Genomic DNA, 19,475 nt, shown 5'->3' on the forward strand with positions numbered 1-19,475 from the left:
TGCACGCTTGCCCTTGCAGATGCCGGAGATCGCGCTGGCGATCCACCAAGCCCGGTCTGGTGTCACCGCCGATGTATCGCGCGTGAGCATGACCTAGACCATGACACGCCCACGCACCTTGATTCGCGACACTGTCCGCCTCGCGGGCTTCATCTCTTCTATCCTTCTGTCGGTGCCGGCCTGCGCTCAGCACGCTCAACCGCTCGATGCCCGATTCCTGCTGGGTGTCGGCACCCATCAGGGGCTGGGCGGGCCGGTGAGCGCGCGCGGGTACGTGCCCGCAGAGAACGTCGCCCAGATCAAGCAACTCGGCCTCAATTCCTTCCGCGACGACTTCCCCTGGTCCGATTTCGAAACGGCAGGACGCCGGATGGGCTTCACGCCCAGACTCGGCAGGCTGGAGGCGCAGGTCAGGTCCGGCGTCGCGCGCCCGCTCCTGATCCTTGCGTTCGGCCATCATCTCGTTCCGAATTCGTCACCACCGACGACCGACGAAGCCCGGCAGCGATTCGCCGATTATGCCGCGGCCGCGGCGCAATCGGTCGTGGCGCAACACCCGCTGTTCGAGCTCTGGAACGAATGGAACCTGGCGGCAAAGAAAGATGCCGCGTTCTCACCGGAAAACTATCTGGCGCTCGCGGAGGCCGCACGCCCGGCGGTGAAGCGGGTCGCGCCGAATGCGCCTTTCCTGGTCGGGGCGCTCGGCGACGATCCGGGCTGGACTTGGACGGAGAAGATGCTGCGAACCGGCATTCTCCAGTACGCGGACGGAGCTTCGATCCATCTCTACAATTTCTGCATGGGCCCGAGCAAACGCACCTCCGCCGAGATCATCGATCGGCTCACCACGTTCCATCGGCTCGTGAGTCAGGCGAGCGGAAACGCCGACTTCCCGATCTATGTCACCGAGACCGGCTGGACCACGGCCACCAACAAATGCGGCGTCAGCGAACAAGCCCAGGCCGACAACACGGCACAGCTCATCCTGTGGGCGGCGACCGCGGGACGCTGGCTCAAGGGCATCTGGCTCTATGAGCTCAAGGACAGCGGCAGGAATCCATCGGAGCTGGAGGACAATTTCGGCCTCTACCGTTTCGACAACTCGCCCAAACCCGTCGCCTGTGCGGCCCAGGGCGCCTGGGCTTTCATCCGCTCCAGCCTGAATGCCGAGCGACGAGAACTCGCCAGCGGCGTCGTGTCGATCAATGCGTCAACGGCTTCCGGCGGCAGAATTGCAGTCTGGTCCGAGGCCCCGGACCGACGTTACGAAATCCGGCTCAAGGAGGATCAGGAAGGAGCAACCTTTGCGATGCCGTGCGATTCGGCGGCAAGACCGGCGTCCAGGGCCTGGATTCCGGTTTCGAGCACACCGGTTCTTATTGCAGTCAACAACGGTGCCATTCCCGCCCTGGAGATACGGCCGGCGCGGTAGGCGTGAATTTGCAAACACGAGGTTACGCGATGAAAGTTCTTTTGACGTCCACGCTTTATCCGACACCTCAGGCACCAAAGATCGTTGGCGGTGCAGAGGTCTTCGCGCGACGTTTCGCCGAAGGCCTGGTGCAGCGCGGAGACGAGGTCGAGGTGATACGGGCCGCACCGGCGCCCCAGCAGGCTCGCGAATCCTGCAACGGCATCAACATCTATTCCGCGCCGGTGCAGAACATCTATCTGCCTTTCACCGAACAGAAAAACGTCGCACTGCGCAGCATCTGGCACGCGGTCGACGACTGGCAGATGCAGGCGCCCCTGATCGCGGAACGAGTCCGGGCCTTCAAGCCGGACGTCCTGCATTCCAACAATTTGTCGGGTCTCACCACCGCGATCTGGCGCGTTGCCGCCCAGCTCGGCGTCCCGGTGCTCCATACACTTCACGACTATTATCTGACCTGTCCGCGCTGCTCGCGTTTCGACAAGGGACGGTCTTGCGAGCGCACTTGCACGAGCTGCGGAATCTTGAGCTATCATCGCAAGCGCGCCACGCATTGGCTCAGTGCCGTGGTCGGCGTGAGCGAGCGCGTCCTGTCCATTCATACGGACATGGGCATGTTCACCGAGACGCCGATCCGTACCGTGATCCGCAACGCCTCGACCGAACCGCCACGTGAGCCCTATCCCCGTCCGATCTGCACCACTGAAGTGACGTTCGGGTTCATAGGCCGCCTCACGGAGGAAAAGGGCATCGACAACCTCATGCGCGCTCTTGCCCTGCTGCCCCGCGATCGCATCCGCATGATGATCGCCGGCCGAGTCAGCGACGAGGAGCAAGGACGACTCCGGGGCCTCTCGCGGGATGCGCGAATAGAGTTCATGGGCTTCGTGGCGCCGGACGATTTCTACAGGCAGGTCGATGTGGTGGTCGCGCCGTCCATCTGGCACGACCCCGGTCCACTCGTCGTCGCAGACGCCAAGGCGGCTGGCAGGCCGCTGCTCGGAACGCCCTTTGGCGGCATGCCCGAGGTGATCGAGCATGGCGTGACGGGCTGGCTGACCGAAGCCGATCCGCAATCCCTGGCCGACAGCATGCTCGCAATCGCGGCGGATCCGCACAAGATCGACGAGATCAGCCGGCGCCTCATCGCGGATACCAACAAATGGGTATTTGCCGACGTGCTGTCTTCATACAAGAACCTGTATGAGCAATTGCGCGAGAAACGGATGTCGCGCTTGCACGCAGCAACGGCCGAGGCGCCGCTGGGACGGACCATCGGCAAGGGGCGCCTCATTCCGAGATGACACGCCTCCTGGCGATGGCGGGCTATTTCTATCAAAGCGCCGCGGCGATCATCCTGATCTTCGCGATCAGTCATCTGTTGCCCGCCGCCGACTATACCAATTTCTCCCTGGCACTGGCCTCGAGCCAATTGCTCTGCGTCCTGATGTTCGAATGGCTGCAACTCGCCGGACTGCGCTTTCTGGCGGCAGCGAAGGAGAACGAAGCGGCTCGGTTGAGGTGGTCGCTGCTTGCGGCGGGTCTGTCGAGTGCGGGCGCGCTCGTCCTTGTCGGGAGCTGCGCATCCTTGGCCAGCGTGCTCCCGACAGGGATCGTCGCCCTGGGCCTCGGCATATCCGTGCTCCAGGGCTTGACCGATCTCTATTTCCTGTCGGTCCGCCTGTCCGATCGGCTGGGCATCGCATCGTTTCTTCTTGCGTTTCGTGCCACCGCCCTTCTGACCGCGGCCGCCGCCGGCGCAGCGATCTCCGGAACGGCCGAAGCGACGCTGCTCGGCGTTGCCACCGGCCACATGCTGGGCCTTCTCGCCGGGCTGGTGGCCTATCGCACCCCCCTGGAGCGCGCTTCGCTGCGAACGATGCTCGCCGACTGGAAGGATTTCTCCCGCTACGGCATGCTCGCCGCGGGCGCGTCGGTCATCCATCTGTCGGTGCCGGTGCTGCTCCGTGTCATCGTCATCGGCCGGCTGGGTGCGACGGGAGCTGGCGCCGGATTTTCGATCGCGCTCGATTTACTGCAACGTCCCTTCTGGGTCCTCAATGCGGCGATCCACACCGTGAGCTATCCCGAAGTGGTCAACGATTTCGAGCACGGGACCGGCACAAAATCCGTGCAATCTGCACGCCGCATGTTCGAGTTCATGATCTGCACGACCCTCGTGCTACTCGGCGGATTGGTCGGCTTCATTCCGGATGCCGCGCGCATCCTGGTGCCCCGGGAGAGCCTGGATGGATTCCTGGAGACGGCGCCGGCGATCGCCGCCTTCTATTTCCTGCATACCCATCTGCAGGCGACGATAGCCGTTGTCCCCCACCTCGAGAAGCTGGCGACCAGGCTGGTCCTGGTCGCCGCCGGACAGCTCGCCCTCGTTGTCGCCCTCTCCCTGGTCGCCGTGTCGGCCGGCCTGTCGCCGCGAGCGGCGGTGGGCTGTGCTTCGCTCGCCACCCTCGCAACGATCCTGGTCGCGCTCGGTCCTACGCTGCGGTTCGAGGCATTCCCGCGCTGGTCCTTGGTCATGCAGGCGCTGGTGGCCGCGATCCTGATCGGATCGCTCGGTTCGATGCCGACGGAGCCCGCGGCATGGCTCGCCGGCAAGATCATGATCGCCGCGATCGCAACGGCGATCATCGCATGGCGCGGCGACTTTCTCATGCTGGCTCGCCGCGGCTGATTTGCCGCACCCGCAAGCCTGCCAAATCAGATCCGACGTCCGAGACGGAATCGGGCTCGCTACCAACTGCGCAGCGGGTGCGTGCACCATCACCGAACTGTCACAACCCTCCCGGGTATATCCTACACTTTAATCGCCCATAGAAACGGCATCTGCAAACGTTCTGTGCAGGAAGTTTCACGAAGAGTGGATGACACTCCGTAGGATTGCGGATGCTGCACAACCCATTGCCGACATCACGCACTGCAAGCGTGCAGCATCGTTCCCCTTCCCGACCTGTCGCATGGATCCGATCGGCACGGCCTGCGCATACATTCAGCAGTCAGATCGACAAAATTCTTGAAAGCGCCTTCCTCACGCCATCCTGCTCCGGCATCGCAATCAACGTTCTGCTGCAACAGAGCAAGTCTGTTCCTGCACAAGGAACCCGTTTCGCTCGCTATTTGTAGCTTTGGTTTTTATCTGAAATTCACACTCGACAGAGAAGCTTAACGCAAATCCCTGCGAGCAATTGGTTCGCGCTGAAATCGAGTGTGCAATGCCTGATCAAACAGTCCTCTCCGCCAGCGGCTTCATCAACTCCATCGGCGTCAACACACATGCCGGCTTCGGGTGGACCGGCTACAACAATCTCGCGCTGATGGTCGACGATCTGGAATATCTCGGCGTCACCCATCTCCGCGATGCGATGGGAACCAGCCCCGCTGCACAACCGGTGGTCGAGGGTCTCGCCGCCGCCGGTTACAAGTTCGACTTCCTGGTCTCGTCCGCCCTGCCGCAGTCGGGGACGGCCGGACTTCAGAAGTACATCGCCTCGCTCGAGAAGTTCGCGGCGACCCACGCGGGCAGCATCAGCGCCATCGAGGGGCTCAACGAGGCCAATCACCAGCCCTTCAGCTACAATGGCAGCTCCAGCCTCTCAGCCGCAGCCCAGTTCCAAAGCGCGCTCTATCAGGCCGTCAATTCCAACGCGGCGCTCGCCAGCGTCCCGGTCTACAATCTGTCACTGGCCTACAACGATCCGCAAGGCTACGCCCAGCTCGGCAACATGTCGGGCTCGGTCGACTACGCCAATGCCCACGCTTATGTCAGCACCGGCCTGACGCCCGGCAGCTCCATCGCGGCAACGCTCAGCGCCGTCATGACCGCGGCACCGGGAAAGCCCGTCGTCATCACCGAGACCGGCTATACCACGCAGGCCAACACTCAATATCTCGGCGTCAACGAGACGGTGCAGGCCAAATCGATCCTGAACACGCTGGTCGATGCCTACAAGGCCGGTGTCAGCGCGACCTATCTCTACGAACTGTTCGACCGCGACTCGTCGGCCGGCAACACCAACCCTGAAGCGAACTTCGGACTGTTCAATTCCGACGGCACGCCGAAGCTCGCCGCGACGGCGATTCACAACCTGACGACCATTCTGGCCGACGACGGCAAGGGCGGCCTGCAGCCGACTGGTCCATTGAACTACACCCTGAGCAACATGCCGGCCACAGGCAACAGCATGGTGCTCGGCAAGAGCAATGGCGCCTACGAGCTCGTCGTCTGGGCCGAGCCGAAGCTCTGGAACGACGCCACGGATACCGAGGTGTCCAACGCGGCCCAGACGGTCACGGTGAATCTCGGCGGCGTGCATCATACGGTGAAGGTCTACGACACGCTGACGGGAACCACGGCGATCGCCAGCTACACCGACGTCAGCACGATCACGATTCCGGTCAGCGATCACGCGCTGATCATCGAGATCGACGCGCCTCCGACCACGCCGACTCCGCCTGACACCCGGGCCAGCGTCAGCGGCACGGCTGCCGAGATCGTGCCGCAACTGTCCGACCTGAGCGAGTCGACGGCGCTGCAGACCATCACGTTGACGGATTCGCACGTCCTGCCGGTCGCTTCGAAAGCGACGATGGACTACATCATTGCCCATTACGGCAGCGCGCTGTCCAAGATCCAGGGCGGATACTCGTTCTCCGTGACGAATACGGCCGCGACCTGGACCAACACGAAGACTTACGACGCGAGCGGAAAGCAGCTGTCGAGGTCCGACACCGGCCTCAATTCAAGCGGGCAGCCGACCTCGACCACCGTCGTCTACAGCGACGGTTCCCAGGACCTGATCAGCTACACCAATGGTGTGAAGACGAAGTTCGTTCATGTCGGGACCGACGCAACCCGGACCACCGACACCTACAACACGGCCGGAGCCCTTCTGAGCGAGATCGTGCAGAAGTCGAACGGCTACTACTCCACCACGCTCTACACCAACGGCGTGAAGACCGCCGCCTACGTCAAGAACGCCGATGGTTCGCAGGACAATTATTCCTACAACGTCATCGGAAAGAGCTTTACCACACAGGTTCAGCACCTTGACGCCTCGGGGAAGGTCACCTCGGTCACCCGCAGCCATGCCGACGGCTCGCTGGATTCGACCCAGGTCTACAACAGCGACGGCAGCAGCGTGATCACGTTGTACAGCGCCACCGGCGTCAAGCTGGTCGCGACCAGCTATCATGCCGACAAGAGCAAGGATGTCTGGACCTACAACATCAAGGGCCAGACCTATGCGACCGAGCACGACGTCTACGATGCGACCGGATTCCTGACGACCCTGACGCGCCTGCATGCCGACGGCAGCCTCGCCTTCAAGCTGATGCAGACCGCGGACGGCACCAAGACGACCGACTGGTATAATGCCGCCGGCAGCCTCACCAGCGAGGTGGTTCAAAAGGCCGACGGTTTCACCTCGACGACCCTCTACAGCAACGGCATCAAGACCAAGGCCTATATCAAGAACGCCGACGGCAGTCAGGACAATTACGCCTATGGCATCACCGGCCAGAGCTACGTCACGCTGATCCAGCACGTCGATCCGTCCGGCAAGGTCACGGCCGTCACCCGCAAGCATGCCGACGGCACGCTCGACTATTCGCAGGTCATCAATGCCGACGGAAGCAGCGTCATCACCAACTACGACGCTGCAGGCGTGCGAACCAAGCAGACCGACTATCACGCCAACGGCAGCAAGGACGTCTTTCTCTTCAACATCACCGGTCAGAACTACACGACCGAGCACGACATCTACGATGCGACCGGCTTCCTCACCACGCTGATCCGCAAGCACGCCGACGGCAGCATGGCGTTCAAGCTGGTGCAGGGCAAGGACGGGACCAAGACGACGGACTGGTACGATGCCAAAGGCGTTCTCACCAGTGAAGTGCTCGAGAAGCCGAGCGGCTACAACTCGACCACGGTCTACACCAATGGCGTGAAGAGCGCGGTTTACATCATCAACGCCGACCAGAGCCACGACAACTACAGCTACAACATCGTGGGCCAGAGCTACACCACGCAGCACCAGCACATCGATCCGGCCGGCCGGACGACCGAGGTAACCCGTTGGCATGCCGACGGCTCGCTCGACTATACCGAGGTCGTCGGCAACGACGGCAGCAGAGTGGTGACCAACTACGACGCCTCGGGCATCAAGAAGACGGAGACCGACTATCACGCCGACGGCTCGAGGGATGTCCATCTCTTCAACGTCGTCGGTCAGAACTACACGACGGAGCACGACACTTACGATTCCACCGGCTTCCTCACCCACATCGTGCGCACCCACGCCGACAACAGCCTGGCATTCACGTTGGTGCAGAGCGCCGACGGCACCAAGACCTCCGACTGGTACGACGCGAAGGGTGTCATCACCAGCGAGGTGACGACCAAGAGCGATGGCTACAACTCCACGACCGTCTATACCGCCGGCGTGAAGACCGCGGCCTATATCAAGAACGCCGACGGGACGTCGGACAATTGGAACTACAACGTCACCGGGCAGTCGTATACGACCCAGCATCAGCACCTCGATGCCTCGGGCAAGCTGGTCGAGCTCACCCGGACCCATGCCGACGGCACGCTGGACTATACCCAGGTCATCCACGACGACGGCAGCAAGCTGACCGACATCTATAACAGCGCCGGCGTCAAGACTCAGGAGGTCGCCAACAACGCCGACGGCTCGAGGGACGTCTTCCTGTTCAACTTCAACGGACAGGCCGGCACGACGCAGCACGAGAACTACAACACCGCCAATGCACTGCAGTTCATCGATCAGACCAAGACCGACGGCACCCATAACGTCACGGCCGTTGGGAGCGGCGTAACGATCCAGGGCGGAGCCGGCAACGACGTGTTCTCGGCCGCGCCGAATTCGACCACCATCGCCTACGATCACGGCCAGGACCAGATCCTCAACTTCCAGGCCGGCAACGCCGCAACTCACGACGTGATCCAGATCTCGAAGCTGCTGGCGGCAGACTACAGTCACCTGCAGATGACACAGTCCGGCACGAACGCGCTCATCACGTTCTCGGCCGAAGACTCGATCCTTCTCAAGAACGTGTATGTCAGCAGCCTGACGAGCCACGACTTCTTGTTCGTCTAAAGTCGCGGCAGATTGGCATCTATCGAGGCAGCGTGGGACGGGGGAACCCCCGTCCCACCCACAGCAAGCGGCCGATGCGCCTACAACAGGCAAGGACCGCCTTCGGACTAATCACCTGATACAGCCGCACCGACCCCGGCTCGTTCAAAGGCCCATCAGCACTGCACATGATTGGCGGTGGCTACGAACTTGCGTCACAATTGCTGTCTAAAAGAGACCTTCTTGTTGCTGCAGGGATATCGACGCCGACATGGAAGTCCGCGAACCAAAGCGATTCGTTCTTCTCGACTTCTACCGGTTCATCGCCGCGCTAGGCGTCTTCATCTTTCACCTGAAGAACATCGACAAAGGCATCTCGCCGGCCTGGAACGGCTCTTACGGCCTGTTTGTCGACATGTTCTTCATCCTGTCCGGTTTTGTAATCTCCTATTCCTATCCCGCGACCTCGACAGGTCTGCGATCCTATGTGCGCTTCCTCGTCAGGCGGATCGCGCGAATCTACCCCTTGCATCTGCTCACATTATTGATATTCGCGGTCCTTGCTCTCGTGGGCATATCCGGGCCGACCTCGCACGCGAGCTGGCTGGATTTCCTTCACAACCTCCTCCTCGTGCAGGCGTGGGGCGTCACAGATCACCTCAGCTTCAACTCGCCGGCCTGGTCCATCAGCGCCGAGCTGTTCTGTTACGTTCTATTCCCACTGTTCATGCTGCTGGCCGGCAGGGTCTCGCCGCTGATGCTCGCGATCATCGTCGCGCTCTGTTACGGAATCCTCGCCCACGCTCACCTGCCGATCTGGCAGGAACGCTCGCAGATGTACGGAGCAACCTTCGATTTCGGGATGCTGCGGGCCCTTCCGAGCTTCCTGAACGGGATTCTCCTGACCGTCCTGTTCAGGCTCTCGAGCGACTGTCGCAGGAAGCCCGTCGCATTCGCCGGAATAGCGCTGTTCGCCGGCTCGGTCCTGCTCCTCAACCTCTATGCCAAGCCCGACCTTGCAATCATATTGTTCTCTCTCGCGATTCTCGTCACGGCCACCGGAGAGAGCGCGTTCGCCCGGTTTCCCGGCTCTGACTGGCTTGGCCGCCTCGGCAACACATCATACGCGATCTACATGGTTCACGAAGTGCTGCTGATCCTGCTTTTCAAGCCGGCGTGGCACTATTTCGGACTTCAACCAAGCATGTTTCCAGTGTTTGCGCTGGTCTGCTGCATCATTCTGACGGTCGTCGCCGACATGACGTATCACTATGTCGAGAATCCCGCTCGAAAATTGATCAACCGGCTTGCGCCGGGCGATGCAAGGTCGGCCCGCATCCCGAAGGCGGAGCCGCTCGATCTTTCGGAGACCCGGCAAGCGGCCAACGCGAGCTAGGTGTCTGCAGGGCGGATCCTGCAGCTAGGTTCTCGACGATCGCCGCACACGGCTCAGGATTTCCTGGCATATCCGCACCACGGCCGGCCGGGCGATCGCGACAACGACGACGAGATAAACCGAAGAACCGAGCAGCACGAGCGCGGCGAGACGCAGCCATGGCGACATGGCCGGCATCGCAACGGAGGCACCAGCCACCGCGCATGCCATCACCGCGGAGCCTGCAAGTGCGGGCACCAGCGCCGCGGCGTAGGGCCTGATACCGAGCGACAGGATCCGCATCGAGGCTCCGGCGGATAGCGGATACAGGAACAAGGCGCGAGCGACGTAGCCGACAGCAATCGCGATGAGGCCAAACGGCGCAGCGAGGATGAAGATGGCTATGTTCGAAACCGCGTAGATCAGCGTCAGCCAAGTTTGCCAGTGCGGTTTGCCGAACGCCAGGATAACGGAGTGATTGTAGAGGCCGATCGTGGTCAGGAATCCGGTGACCGACATGATCGCGAGCAGAGGGGCGGCCTCGCCCCACTTGGACCCGAAGAAGCCAGTGATCAGATCCGGCGCCAGAACCGCTATGCCAGCGAAGATCGGAGCCGTCAGCAGCGACGTGTACATGACGAAGGCAACCAGCGTCGAACGCGATGCTTCACGGTCATGCTGGAGGCCAGCGATGGTCGCAAAGAACACCCGGTTCAACGCATTTCCAATCACGGTACTCACGGCATTGACCAGGCGCTTGGCCAGGCTGTACAAGCCCGCGCCGGCGGCGCCGGTGTACCAGGTCACGAAGATCAGATCGGAATTGGCATTGGCGAAGTTCGTGATTCCCGTCATCGCCACGTAGCGCGCATAGCTCAGGAGTTCGACAACAGCCTGCCGGCTGACCCGGAGCCGAGGACGCCAGGGCGTCAGAATCCAAAGGCTGACCAGCGAGATCAACGACGTCGAGACGAGCTGTCCGACCAGCGCAAGGACCCCGTACCCCTGGATCGCCAGCCCAATCCCAACCGCCCCGCCAACCGAGATTGAAGAAAGCGAGCGGATGGCGAGGGATCGAAACTGTTGATTGCGCATCAACCAGGCTTCGTGCGTCCGTGACAGGCCCTGTACGGCCACCACGATGCAGAACCCCTTGAGAACGATGGCAATGTCCGAAAGACCCGAGAATCGTTCGATCGCGCCGCTCGAGGCGAACAGTGCGAGCGCTGCAAACAAGGAGAGGCCCGCGATGAGCCAGAACGAGGCAGTGTAATCCTCGTCCTTCGGCTCGGCACGCGCCTGGACCGCTATCGCGATGCTCTCGATCAGGACTGCCCGGCAGAATTCGAGCGCCAGCGCCCCCGTTGCCACGATGCCGAGAATCTGCGGCGACAGCAGCCGCGCCATGATCATGTAGATTGCGAGCGTGAGAGCCTGCCCGACTGCGGAATCGAGTGCGGACCAAATGACGCCCGAAACGATCGAGCGCGGCTTGATATTCTCGTGGCGCAATTGGAGGCCTGTCACAATTTCCGGTTAGGCCGACTTTCGTCGTTGAGCCATTGGCTGCAATGGTCCAATAGTCGCCTTGTTTACGAGGACACTACGGCAAGAAAGCAGCTACAATCCGAGGCAGCATGAATTTTCGGACCAATCTACGACGGTTGATGAACGAGGTCGGTTGCGACTTTATTCATCAGCTGCCGTATCCGCACGTGGACTTGTTCTTCTGGCGTCCCGACGACGGAACGATAAATTTCGGTGACTATCTTTCGATCGTCGTCGTTGACCATCTCTTGCGGCATTTCGGCTATACGCTCGCCGACGAGGTGCCCCGGCAAACGCGCTTGTTCGCGATCGGCTCCGTGCTCCATTACGCGCGAAACGGCGATGTGATCTGGGGCAGCGGCGTGAACGGACGCCCCGGCCAGGATGACCTCAATCGCCGCGTGCAGAACCTGGACGTGCGAGCGGTGCGCGGCCCTCGTACACGGGAGGTTTTGCAGCGTCGGGGCATCGCGGTACCCGAAGTGTTCGGGGACCCTGCGTTGCTGCTCCCTCAGCTGTTTCCGAATCGCTTTCGCCCCACGGCCAGGAAGCCGTGGGTGTTTGTTCCGAATTTGCACGATTTGAGTCTCATCGACCGTGGCGCCGATACAGTGGTCTCACCGCTGGGATCATGGAACCGACGAATTGACGCCATTCTCGAAGCGGAGCTGGTTCTGGCAAGCTCGCTCCACGGCATCATTGTCGCCGAGGCATTCGGGATACCGGCTCGCTACGTGCGTCTGAGCAGCGGAGAATCCGAGTTCAAGTATCGTGACTATTACGAGGGCACCGGCCGGTTTGCCGTCGAGTTTGCCTCGAGCATTGACGAAGGTCGCGAGATGGGCGGGGCTGCGCGCCTCAACTTCGACCATCGTGCCTTGATGAGTGCATTCCCGATCGACCTCTGGAGCGGAAACAGCTGATATGGCCAAGCGCCTCCGCGTCGCCATCTACGCACCGCATTTTGCGGAATATTCCTACCGTCTCGCATCGGGATTGGCCCGCCATAGCGATGTCCGGCTGGTGCTCAACCGCAAGGACGCCAATCAGCAATGGGAGCTGGCCGATATCGCCGTGCCGGCTCCATTCGAGACGAGAGTTCGCGACCTGAGCCTGCGCCGCGGCGGCGCCATCGGCATCCCGGCCTCGTTCCTCGACATAATTTCGTTTCGTCCCGACGTGATTCATTGTCACGAAGTTCCGGAGATCTACACGTCCAGACTGATCCAGCTTCTTCGTCCGCTCGGCATTCCGCTAGTGTTGACCGTTCACGACGCGATCCCGCATTCGGAAGGCGGCTCCGGTACGTCGCCGCGTGAAGATGCATGGCGCGGGCGCATGCGCGCAGCCGCGTCGGTCGTCACCACGCATGGCAAGAGCTGCATCGCCGATTTTCGCCGTGCCTCGCCTGACTTCAAAGGGGAAGCGATCTCCAGCATGCACGGCGTGCTCATGGTCCCACCGGCTGGGGGCGCGGTCACTGCGCCGGAGGCCGCGCGCATCCTGTTTTTTGGACGGATGTGGGCCTACAAGGGCCTCGACGTCTTCATCGATGCGATCGACATGTTGGCCCGGCGCGGTGTGGCCCATGAAGCGATCGTTGCCGGCCGCGGCCCCGAGATGACACGGCTCGGGGCGCGCATGGCGGCGATGCCGACGGTCAAGACCATCAACGCCTATATTGCGCCTGCGGAGACCGGACGACTGTTTCAGTCCGCGACCGTGGTGGCCCTGCCCTATAAGGATGCGACGCAGAGCGGCGTGCTTGCATCCGCCTATGGGAATTCCCGCCCCGTGGTCGCCAGTGCCACTGGCGGCATTCCCGACGTCGTCACCGACGGGGTCAACGGGCTCCTGGTTCCTCCCGGCGATGCCGCGGCGCTGGCCGATGCGCTCGAGCGCGTGCTGACGTCGAAGCCTCTCGCCGCAACGTTGACCGAGGGCGCACGGCAGACCGCCGCCGGCATCCTCAACTGGGATCGCATCGCTGAAGGACTGCTGGGGTCCTATCACAGGCTCGCCGGTCGCACCGCGAGCTGAGCGCGGCCGGTGCCCTCAAACCGATTGCTCGATCTGCGGCCGGGAGAACATGCCGCGGATCGCGCCATCCAGCAATCGCCTTAGCCTGACCTCGATCAGCTCATAGCTGATCGCGCTTGCAACCAGCGACATCACCAGCCCAAGCCCGATGAAGGCGGTCCACAGCAGCCAGCGGTCGACGCCGGCGGCGACCAGCTTCAGGCCGATCACCTGCAGGGGGAACAGCACGAAGGGGTGCACCAGATAGAGGCTGTAGCTGATCTTGCCGACATATTGCAGCGCCGGCAGGCTCAGAGCTTTGCCAAGGCCTGATTCCGGCGCAAGCACCATGCCGAACAGCAGGAATCCGGGAATGAGCCCCACGAACGGGTGAAACAGTACCAGGCTCGCATACAGCGCCGCCCCGCAAACGAGGCCTGCGAGAAGACCGAGCCGTCCGGGAATGGAAATGCGGAATCCCGTCGCACTGAACAGCATCCCGATGCAGAAGAACGCGGTGATCGGCCAGTGCATCAGGCAGGCGATGCCAAGCAGGATCAGGGGCGCCGCCAGCAATCTGCCACCGGTGCGCCACACCGAGAACGTCAGCGCAAACCAGATGTAGAACGCCCACTCATAGGTCAATGTCCAGGCGTTCTGCTGGGCGATGGGCAGGCCGAGCGCGTCCTGCACGAAGAACAGATTGGCCGCGAAGATCGCGAGGTAGCTGCTCAGATCGATGCCGCGGAAGAACTTGTAGGCCACGATCGGACCGATCGCGAACAGCGCAAGATGCAGCACCACGAACACTGGCATGATGCGCAGGACGCGGTCGAAGAAGAATCGCGACAGCGACCCATGCCGCACCAGGCTCGCCGGGATCAGGAATCCGCTGATCATGAAGAACAGCTCGACGCCGTGCCCGCCGACATTGATCACCGATTGCAGCCAGGGCCAGAGCGGCGGCAGGAAGCCGGGATCCGGGATGTCGTACATGCCCCCCTTTGGCATGTCGTAGAAATGATCCATCAGCACGCTCAGCGCAGCGATCGCGCGAAGGCCCTGGACCGACGGAACGAACGATCCGTCATAGGCAGCGCCTGGCTGGTGGGGTGTTTTGATCACTCTGCGGCACCCTGGGTGCTGAGGGCCGGCTCCAGAATGACAGGTTTTCTCCGCGCCGAGCGGAACCTCTGCCCGAAGGAAATGCTGGGCTTCTCGATGAAGGCAAATGTCATCCAGCTGACCAAGATCGACAACGCAAGGATCACGGCCAGGAAGATCGACCATCCCAGCGGCCCGTCGCCGAACCAGAACAGGCGGTGGACGACCACGATCACGAACGGCGACATCAGGTAGACCGAATAGCTGATCACACCGACGAACGCCATCGGACGCCACGCCATTCGCTCGCCGAACACGGCAAAGGCGATGAAGACCAGCGCCGCGCAGACATAGGCCGATCCGATCGAATAGCTGTAGAAGAAATTCTCGTGATAGACGCCTCCGAAACGCCGATCGGACAGGGCGGCGGCGAAGATCGCATACAGCAGCGTGCAGACGGCCACATGGGTCCATCGCAGCTTGCCGCCAATGACGGTGTCGCGGATGATCTTGCCCAGGAACATCGCCGAGAGGTTCAACCCGACCTCCATCACGGAGGATACGGTTCTGTTCTCGATCAGAAGCGCAGCGGTCGTTCCGACCAGCGCGGCCGCGACGACGATCGTCACCGCCGTGAAGCGCTGGTTCAGCAGTCCCATCGCAAAGAGGATCGTGCATCCGACGTAGAACAAGAGCTCGATCGCCAGCGTCCAGTAGAACACCCAGAGGTTCGGGACGTTCACGAAGGTCTGCAGCATGGTCACGTTGGCGGCGATCTGCCCCAGCGGATAGACTTTCGAATTGAGCAGCTGCATCGTCACAAGCCCGACGACGAGCGAGGTCCAGTAGGCCGGATAGAGCCGGAAGAAGCGGCTGATCGTAAAGTCCCGCACGGGTGTGGCGCTGTCCGGGAAGCTGAACGGAATGACGAAGCCGCTGACGAAGAAGAACAAGACGACGCCGAACCGGCCGAAGTTCATGTAGTAGCCGAACACGTCATGGATGGGCCAGTAATAGGCGCCCGTCGGATGCTGCTCGACGATCACCTCGAATACGTGCTGGACCAGGACCGACAGCACGGCAATGCCGCGGAGCGTATCGATGAATGCAAGGCGTTTATGCATGATTCGTTCTCACCTGCTCCCGCTCGCCGCCGGTAGATCCGGGCGGAAGCCTTCCAGCGGCGGCATCGGCTGCCGCATGACGATCGGCACGGCGTCGACGCCCCGTGCGGAGGTCGCACGCCGCGAGAAAACTTCGCTGAAGCTCAATGCGATGATCAGCAGGCCGGATGCCGGGCCGTAGTTGAGCACCGTGATCGTGAACAGATTGACGACGAACAGCAGCGTCAGCTTGTACACGTCGGTCGCACCGAACGTTGCCCGGAACACCATCACCATGAACGCGACGAAGGGAAGACCGAACATCAGGTAGGTCCCGATGTAGAAATTGTCGACCGGCACCCAGTAATGCGCAAGCGGCGAGAACAGCTTCTGCGGATAGTTGAAGCAGCCCGCGCCGCAGCCCGTCACGAGGCCTATCGGCATGAGCTGGCTCATATAGACGAAGGGTAACTGCCAGCTGTTGTTGATGCGATCGAGAATGCTGAACAAGGTCGAGTGCGGCACGGCGGCGGTGCCGGACGCCAGCACGATCATGAAGAACGGCACGAAGATCGCGACGAAAGACCATTGCGCAATGGCCCGGATCGCGGGGAAGCGCGATCTTTCCGGCAGCATCCGCACGAACACCAGCAAGAGCAAATAGAGCACGAGCACGATCATGGTCGTCTTGCTCGTGGTCAGCTTGATGGCATAGATCGCGATGGAGCCGAACAGGAGGCACCACGTCGTGCTCATGCGAATGGAGGTGATCGCGAACGATACCAGGATGAAGAAGGCCGCCATGGTATTGTCGGCTGCAAAGCCCATGAGGCGCTGGTCGTCGCCGCCATAGGCCCACCACAACCGCCCGGCCTCGCGTACGGCGCCGAAGGCCTCGTATTTGTAGCCCACCCAAGGCATCAGATAGAACTTCGTCAGGAAAACGCCGATCACGGACAGGTAGAAAGTCACGGCGATGACCGACAGCAGCTTTCGGTATGAGCCGAGGCTCGAATCGCAGAAGCAGAATCCGACGAAGACTGGCAGCATCATCTTGAACGACGAGATCGCTGCGTTCATCGTCCCCATCATGAAGTAGCCCAGCACGAGCGACAGCATGATCTGCACGAGCACCAGCAGAGCCAGCGTGCTGCGACTGCGCAGGACACAATGGACGAAGAACTGGGCGAGGCACAGGAGCGCAACGCCGTCGGGCACATACCACAGCGCATCCATGTGATAGATACTGGTATAGTAGCGCATCACGCCGCCGAAGGCGTCGCGGACCAGATAGGCGCCGAGCGCGATCGCCTCGATGTTGAGGCTGATCAGCGTGATTTTCGGCCGGTTCAGCGCGAGGATGGTCATGTCCGGCTCAGTTCGTCGGCCGCGCCGATGGCGCCGGAGAGGCGGAGAAATCGGTCCGGCTCCCGAGAGCGTTCCGCATCCACCTGCCGCCGGGAATCTCGACGTAGCGATAAGTGAAGTGCGAAACCACGAGCACCGCGGCCAGCGAGACGACCAGGTTCAGCGTGGCCGGCAGACCCGCCCAGACCGAATCCAGCGCAGCGATCCGCCCAGCTCCCACGGCCCGCACGAAATACTCGGCCAGCAGCACCACGAGCGCGTGCACCATATAGATGGAGTAGGAACGGCGACCGAGCCAGACCAGCGGCTTGGCCACCAGCATCCGCGGCACCAGCAGCGCATCCGGAAAGGCCAGCAGACTGCCAAGGAAGATCGCGAACGTCACCGGCGCGAGGAAAGTTGCCGCAGGATTGGTCTCCGCCAGGGACACCAGGACGATGCTGGCGATCATGGCGACGAATTGCAGCATGCCCTGCACGGCAGGACCCGGCTTCGCCGGCAGGCGATCGACGATCCTGACCGTCAGCACGCCCAGGAAGAAGCTCACGAAGCAGCGCAGGATCCCGAAATCGGTCTGAAGCCCGAGGCTCCTCTTGTCGAGCACGAAGATGATGAAGACCAGGCTGCCGACGGCAAGCGCCCCGCACAGGACGTAGAACCACAACAAGGAACGCATGCGCTGGGCCAGCAGCACGATCAGACCGAACACCAGATAGGTGTAGAACTCGACGCTGATGCTCCAACTCGGCGCGTTCCAGCTGAGATAGTCGATGAACCCCATGGAGTGCAGCAGCAGGACGTTGAGAATGAAGGAATAGGCGTTGTTCACCTCGAAGGCCGCCGGCGCGGCCACCACGACGCCGGCCATGACCAGGCTGATGCGCAGGAGGCGAAACAACAGATTTGCCAACAGCATGACGATGTGCAGCGGATAGACCCTCGCCAGGCGCCGCACCATGAATTCGCGCAGCGAGAAGCGCCCGAAGTCGCTCTCGACATAGCTGAGCGACATAACGATCCCGCTGAGAACAAAGAACAAATCGACCAACAGCCAAGCGCTCCTGAAGAACGAGCAGTTGATCCACGCATTGTGCGGGAATGCCGCGAGGAAAGTCGGCATCAGCAGCAGGTGGTGAATCACCACCGAAGTCGCGGCGATCCCCCGAATGCTGTCGAGCGGCAGGACATGCGTCTTCTCACGATGAACCGACTCCGTCACATCAACATTCCATAGCTATTGCACCGCAGCAGTGTGTATCAGGTCTCGCGCATGTTCAATCTTCGCGATCGCGGACTCGCGCTCGATGCATGCTGATCGACGATACTTTCAATGCTCGCAGATCATTCCGACATGCGAGCGCCAACTTCACGCCACTTTTTGTTCGAGGCGCGCATGCTTCGGGCGCAAATTTCATGAGCCGTGATGATTGCGAGCATTTGCGTGGAAAGTGTGCGCGAAATTCGGCGCTGTTGCGGTAGGGCGCAGCGACATTGATCCCGGATCTCTTCGCGTGCAGATGTCGCATATGTCGCGCCGATATTTTTCGGCAGGAAGGGAACAATGTCCGCGCATGGCGCTTGTGTCGGTTTTGCGACGCGTGTTTGCGGCGCCTTGACGGACGAACGCCTCATTTGTTTTCACGTTGCAACATTCCTGGGCGCAAGCATGCCGATCTCGCAGGCATTGCATCTCCCGCTTTTGCAACCGATCGGAAGCAGCTAACGCATTCGTTGTGGACGATCGTTGTATCGAGCTTTTGCGCCGCACAAAAATTGACACAGTTGACTGGCAAGTTTCGTGTGTTCTCCTACTGCAACAGGGACGAAGGGACACGGATGGGCTGCGGAGCAACACGTCGTCACATGAAGCTGGGATGGCTCCCGATCGCCTCTGCCCTGATTCTCATCAGCGTCGATGCTTGCCATGCGCAGTGCGTCGAATTCTCGGACCGCGCCTCGCAGCTCGAACTCGACACCTTCGTCAAGTCGCCCTCCTCGCTGCTGGAGCGGCTGCGCAATGACAAGGAGAAGTTGCGATATCGGCTCTCTGCCTATCTCGTGACGGATCCATCGGTGTTGCCGTCCGTGCAAACGCTCATCTCAGCATCGGCTTCAGCCGATCGGTCAGCCATCGGCGCCGCGCTGCGGATAGCGGAAGGCCGGTGCACGTCGACGAAGCCTGACGCGGCGCGCAAGATCAAGGATTTTGCACAGCGGATCGGAGATCTCAACGTGCAAGCAGGCTATTCCGCGGCGGGAGAGGACAACTCCGGCGCCCCGCTGGCCCAATCGCAAGGCAAGGGGCTTGCGCAGCCGCGCCGAGGCGGAGCCCTGCTCGACGGCGAATGGAGGACCAAGCTGGCCGACCCGTTCAAACCCGTCCCCATTCCGAATTGATCAGCGATCGT

At 61.6% G+C, this 19,475-nt stretch carries 13 protein-coding genes; 8 read left to right on the forward strand and 5 right to left on the reverse strand.

Going from position 1 to position 19,475, the window contains the following annotated elements:
- The first annotated feature begins 100 nt into the window (after positions 1-100).
- From XH96_RS30920 to XH96_RS30940, 5 genes are all read left to right on the forward strand, one after another.
- Positions 101-1,432: a hypothetical protein gene (locus tag XH96_RS30920; protein ID WP_194389323.1), complete on the forward strand. Its 1,332-nt coding sequence runs from the start codon at positions 101-103 to the stop codon at positions 1,430-1,432.
- A gap of 29 nt (positions 1,433-1,461) precedes the next feature.
- A complete protein-coding gene (locus tag XH96_RS30925) occupies positions 1,462-2,736 on the forward strand; it encodes a glycosyltransferase family 4 protein (protein WP_194389324.1) in 1,275 nt (424 codons plus the stop codon).
- The gene (locus tag XH96_RS30930) at positions 2,733-4,124 is read left to right on the forward strand and encodes a hypothetical protein (RefSeq protein WP_194389325.1); all 1,392 of its coding nucleotides are present in this window, start codon (positions 2,733-2,735) and stop codon (positions 4,122-4,124) included. The genes XH96_RS30925 and XH96_RS30930 overlap by 4 nt, the downstream gene beginning before the upstream one ends.
- Before the next feature lie 538 nt (positions 4,125-4,662).
- Positions 4,663-8,571 (forward strand): RHS repeat protein, encoded by a 3,909-nt coding sequence (locus tag XH96_RS30935; RefSeq protein WP_194389326.1) that lies wholly within the window; start codon positions 4,663-4,665, stop codon positions 8,569-8,571.
- Between the two features lie 250 nt (positions 8,572-8,821).
- Positions 8,822-9,946 (forward strand): acyltransferase, encoded by a 1,125-nt coding sequence (locus tag XH96_RS30940; RefSeq protein WP_194389327.1) that lies wholly within the window; start codon positions 8,822-8,824, stop codon positions 9,944-9,946.
- 24 nt (positions 9,947-9,970) lie between these two features.
- Here XH96_RS30940 and XH96_RS30945 read toward each other — a convergent pair whose 3' ends face one another.
- Entirely contained in the window at positions 9,971-11,452 is a 1,482-nt protein-coding gene (locus tag XH96_RS30945) for a lipopolysaccharide biosynthesis protein (protein ID WP_246789797.1), read from the reverse strand.
- Positions 11,453-11,562: 110 nt separating this feature from the next.
- On the opposite strand from XH96_RS30945, the gene XH96_RS30950 reads away from it, so the two are divergent.
- A complete protein-coding gene (locus XH96_RS30950; RefSeq protein WP_194389329.1) occupies positions 11,563-12,396 on the forward strand; it encodes a polysaccharide pyruvyl transferase family protein in 834 nt (277 codons plus the stop codon).
- A 1-nt stretch (position 12,397) separates the two neighbouring features.
- Entirely contained in the window at positions 12,398-13,513 is a 1,116-nt protein-coding gene (locus XH96_RS30955; protein ID WP_194389330.1) for a glycosyltransferase family 4 protein, read from the forward strand.
- 15 nt (positions 13,514-13,528) lie between these two features.
- On the opposite strand, the gene XH96_RS30960 is transcribed toward XH96_RS30955, so the two are convergent.
- Genes XH96_RS30960 through XH96_RS30975 form a run of 4 tightly spaced genes read right to left on the reverse strand, consistent with a single transcriptional unit; the run spans position 13,529 to position 18,286 of the window.
- Positions 13,529-14,617: an acyltransferase gene (locus XH96_RS30960; RefSeq protein ID WP_194389331.1), complete on the reverse strand. Its 1,089-nt coding sequence runs from the start codon at positions 14,615-14,617 to the stop codon at positions 13,529-13,531.
- Positions 14,614-15,720, reverse strand: coding sequence for an acyltransferase (locus XH96_RS30965; RefSeq protein WP_194389332.1), 1,107 nt, complete (start codon positions 15,718-15,720; stop codon positions 14,614-14,616). The genes XH96_RS30960 and XH96_RS30965 overlap by 4 nt, the downstream gene beginning before the upstream one ends.
- Positions 15,721-15,729: 9 nt before the next feature.
- Positions 15,730-17,067: a hypothetical protein gene (locus XH96_RS30970; RefSeq protein WP_194389333.1), complete on the reverse strand. Its 1,338-nt coding sequence runs from the start codon at positions 17,065-17,067 to the stop codon at positions 15,730-15,732.
- Between the two features lie 7 nt (positions 17,068-17,074).
- Positions 17,075-18,286 (reverse strand): acyltransferase, encoded by a 1,212-nt coding sequence (locus XH96_RS30975; protein ID WP_194389334.1) that lies wholly within the window; start codon positions 18,284-18,286, stop codon positions 17,075-17,077.
- Between the two features lie 644 nt (positions 18,287-18,930).
- Here XH96_RS30975 and XH96_RS30980 point away from each other — a divergent pair.
- Positions 18,931-19,464 carry a hypothetical protein gene (locus XH96_RS30980; protein ID WP_246789798.1) on the forward strand — a complete coding sequence of 178 codons (534 nt, stop codon included), beginning with the start codon at positions 18,931-18,933 and terminating at the stop codon, positions 19,462-19,464.
- Positions 19,465-19,475: the final 11 nt, after the last annotated feature.

It is taken from the genome of Bradyrhizobium sp. CCBAU 51765, assembly GCF_015291725.1.
Classification (GTDB): Bacteria; Pseudomonadota; Alphaproteobacteria; order Rhizobiales; family Xanthobacteraceae; genus Bradyrhizobium; species Bradyrhizobium liaoningense.

Coding starts and splice junctions, on each gene's coding strand:
- XH96_RS30965 (WP_194389332.1), bottom strand. CDS start 15,720: ATGCATAAACGCCTTGCATTCATCGATACGCTCCGCGGCATTGCCGTG.
- XH96_RS30920 (WP_194389323.1), top strand. CDS start 101: ATGACACGCCCACGCACCTTGATTCGCGACACTGTCCGCCTCGCGGGC.
- XH96_RS30930 (WP_194389325.1), top strand. CDS start 2,733: ATGACACGCCTCCTGGCGATGGCGGGCTATTTCTATCAAAGCGCCGCG.
- XH96_RS30925 (WP_194389324.1), top strand. CDS start 1,462: ATGAAAGTTCTTTTGACGTCCACGCTTTATCCGACACCTCAGGCACCA.
- XH96_RS30980 (WP_246789798.1), top strand. CDS start 18,931: ATGAAGCTGGGATGGCTCCCGATCGCCTCTGCCCTGATTCTCATCAGC.
- XH96_RS30935 (WP_194389326.1), top strand. CDS start 4,663: ATGCCTGATCAAACAGTCCTCTCCGCCAGCGGCTTCATCAACTCCATC.
- XH96_RS30955 (WP_194389330.1), top strand. CDS start 12,398: ATGGCCAAGCGCCTCCGCGTCGCCATCTACGCACCGCATTTTGCGGAA.
- XH96_RS30940 (WP_194389327.1), top strand. CDS start 8,822: ATGGAAGTCCGCGAACCAAAGCGATTCGTTCTTCTCGACTTCTACCGG.
- XH96_RS30970 (WP_194389333.1), bottom strand. CDS start 17,067: ATGACCATCCTCGCGCTGAACCGGCCGAAAATCACGCTGATCAGCCTC.
- XH96_RS30950 (WP_194389329.1), top strand. CDS start 11,563: ATGAATTTTCGGACCAATCTACGACGGTTGATGAACGAGGTCGGTTGC.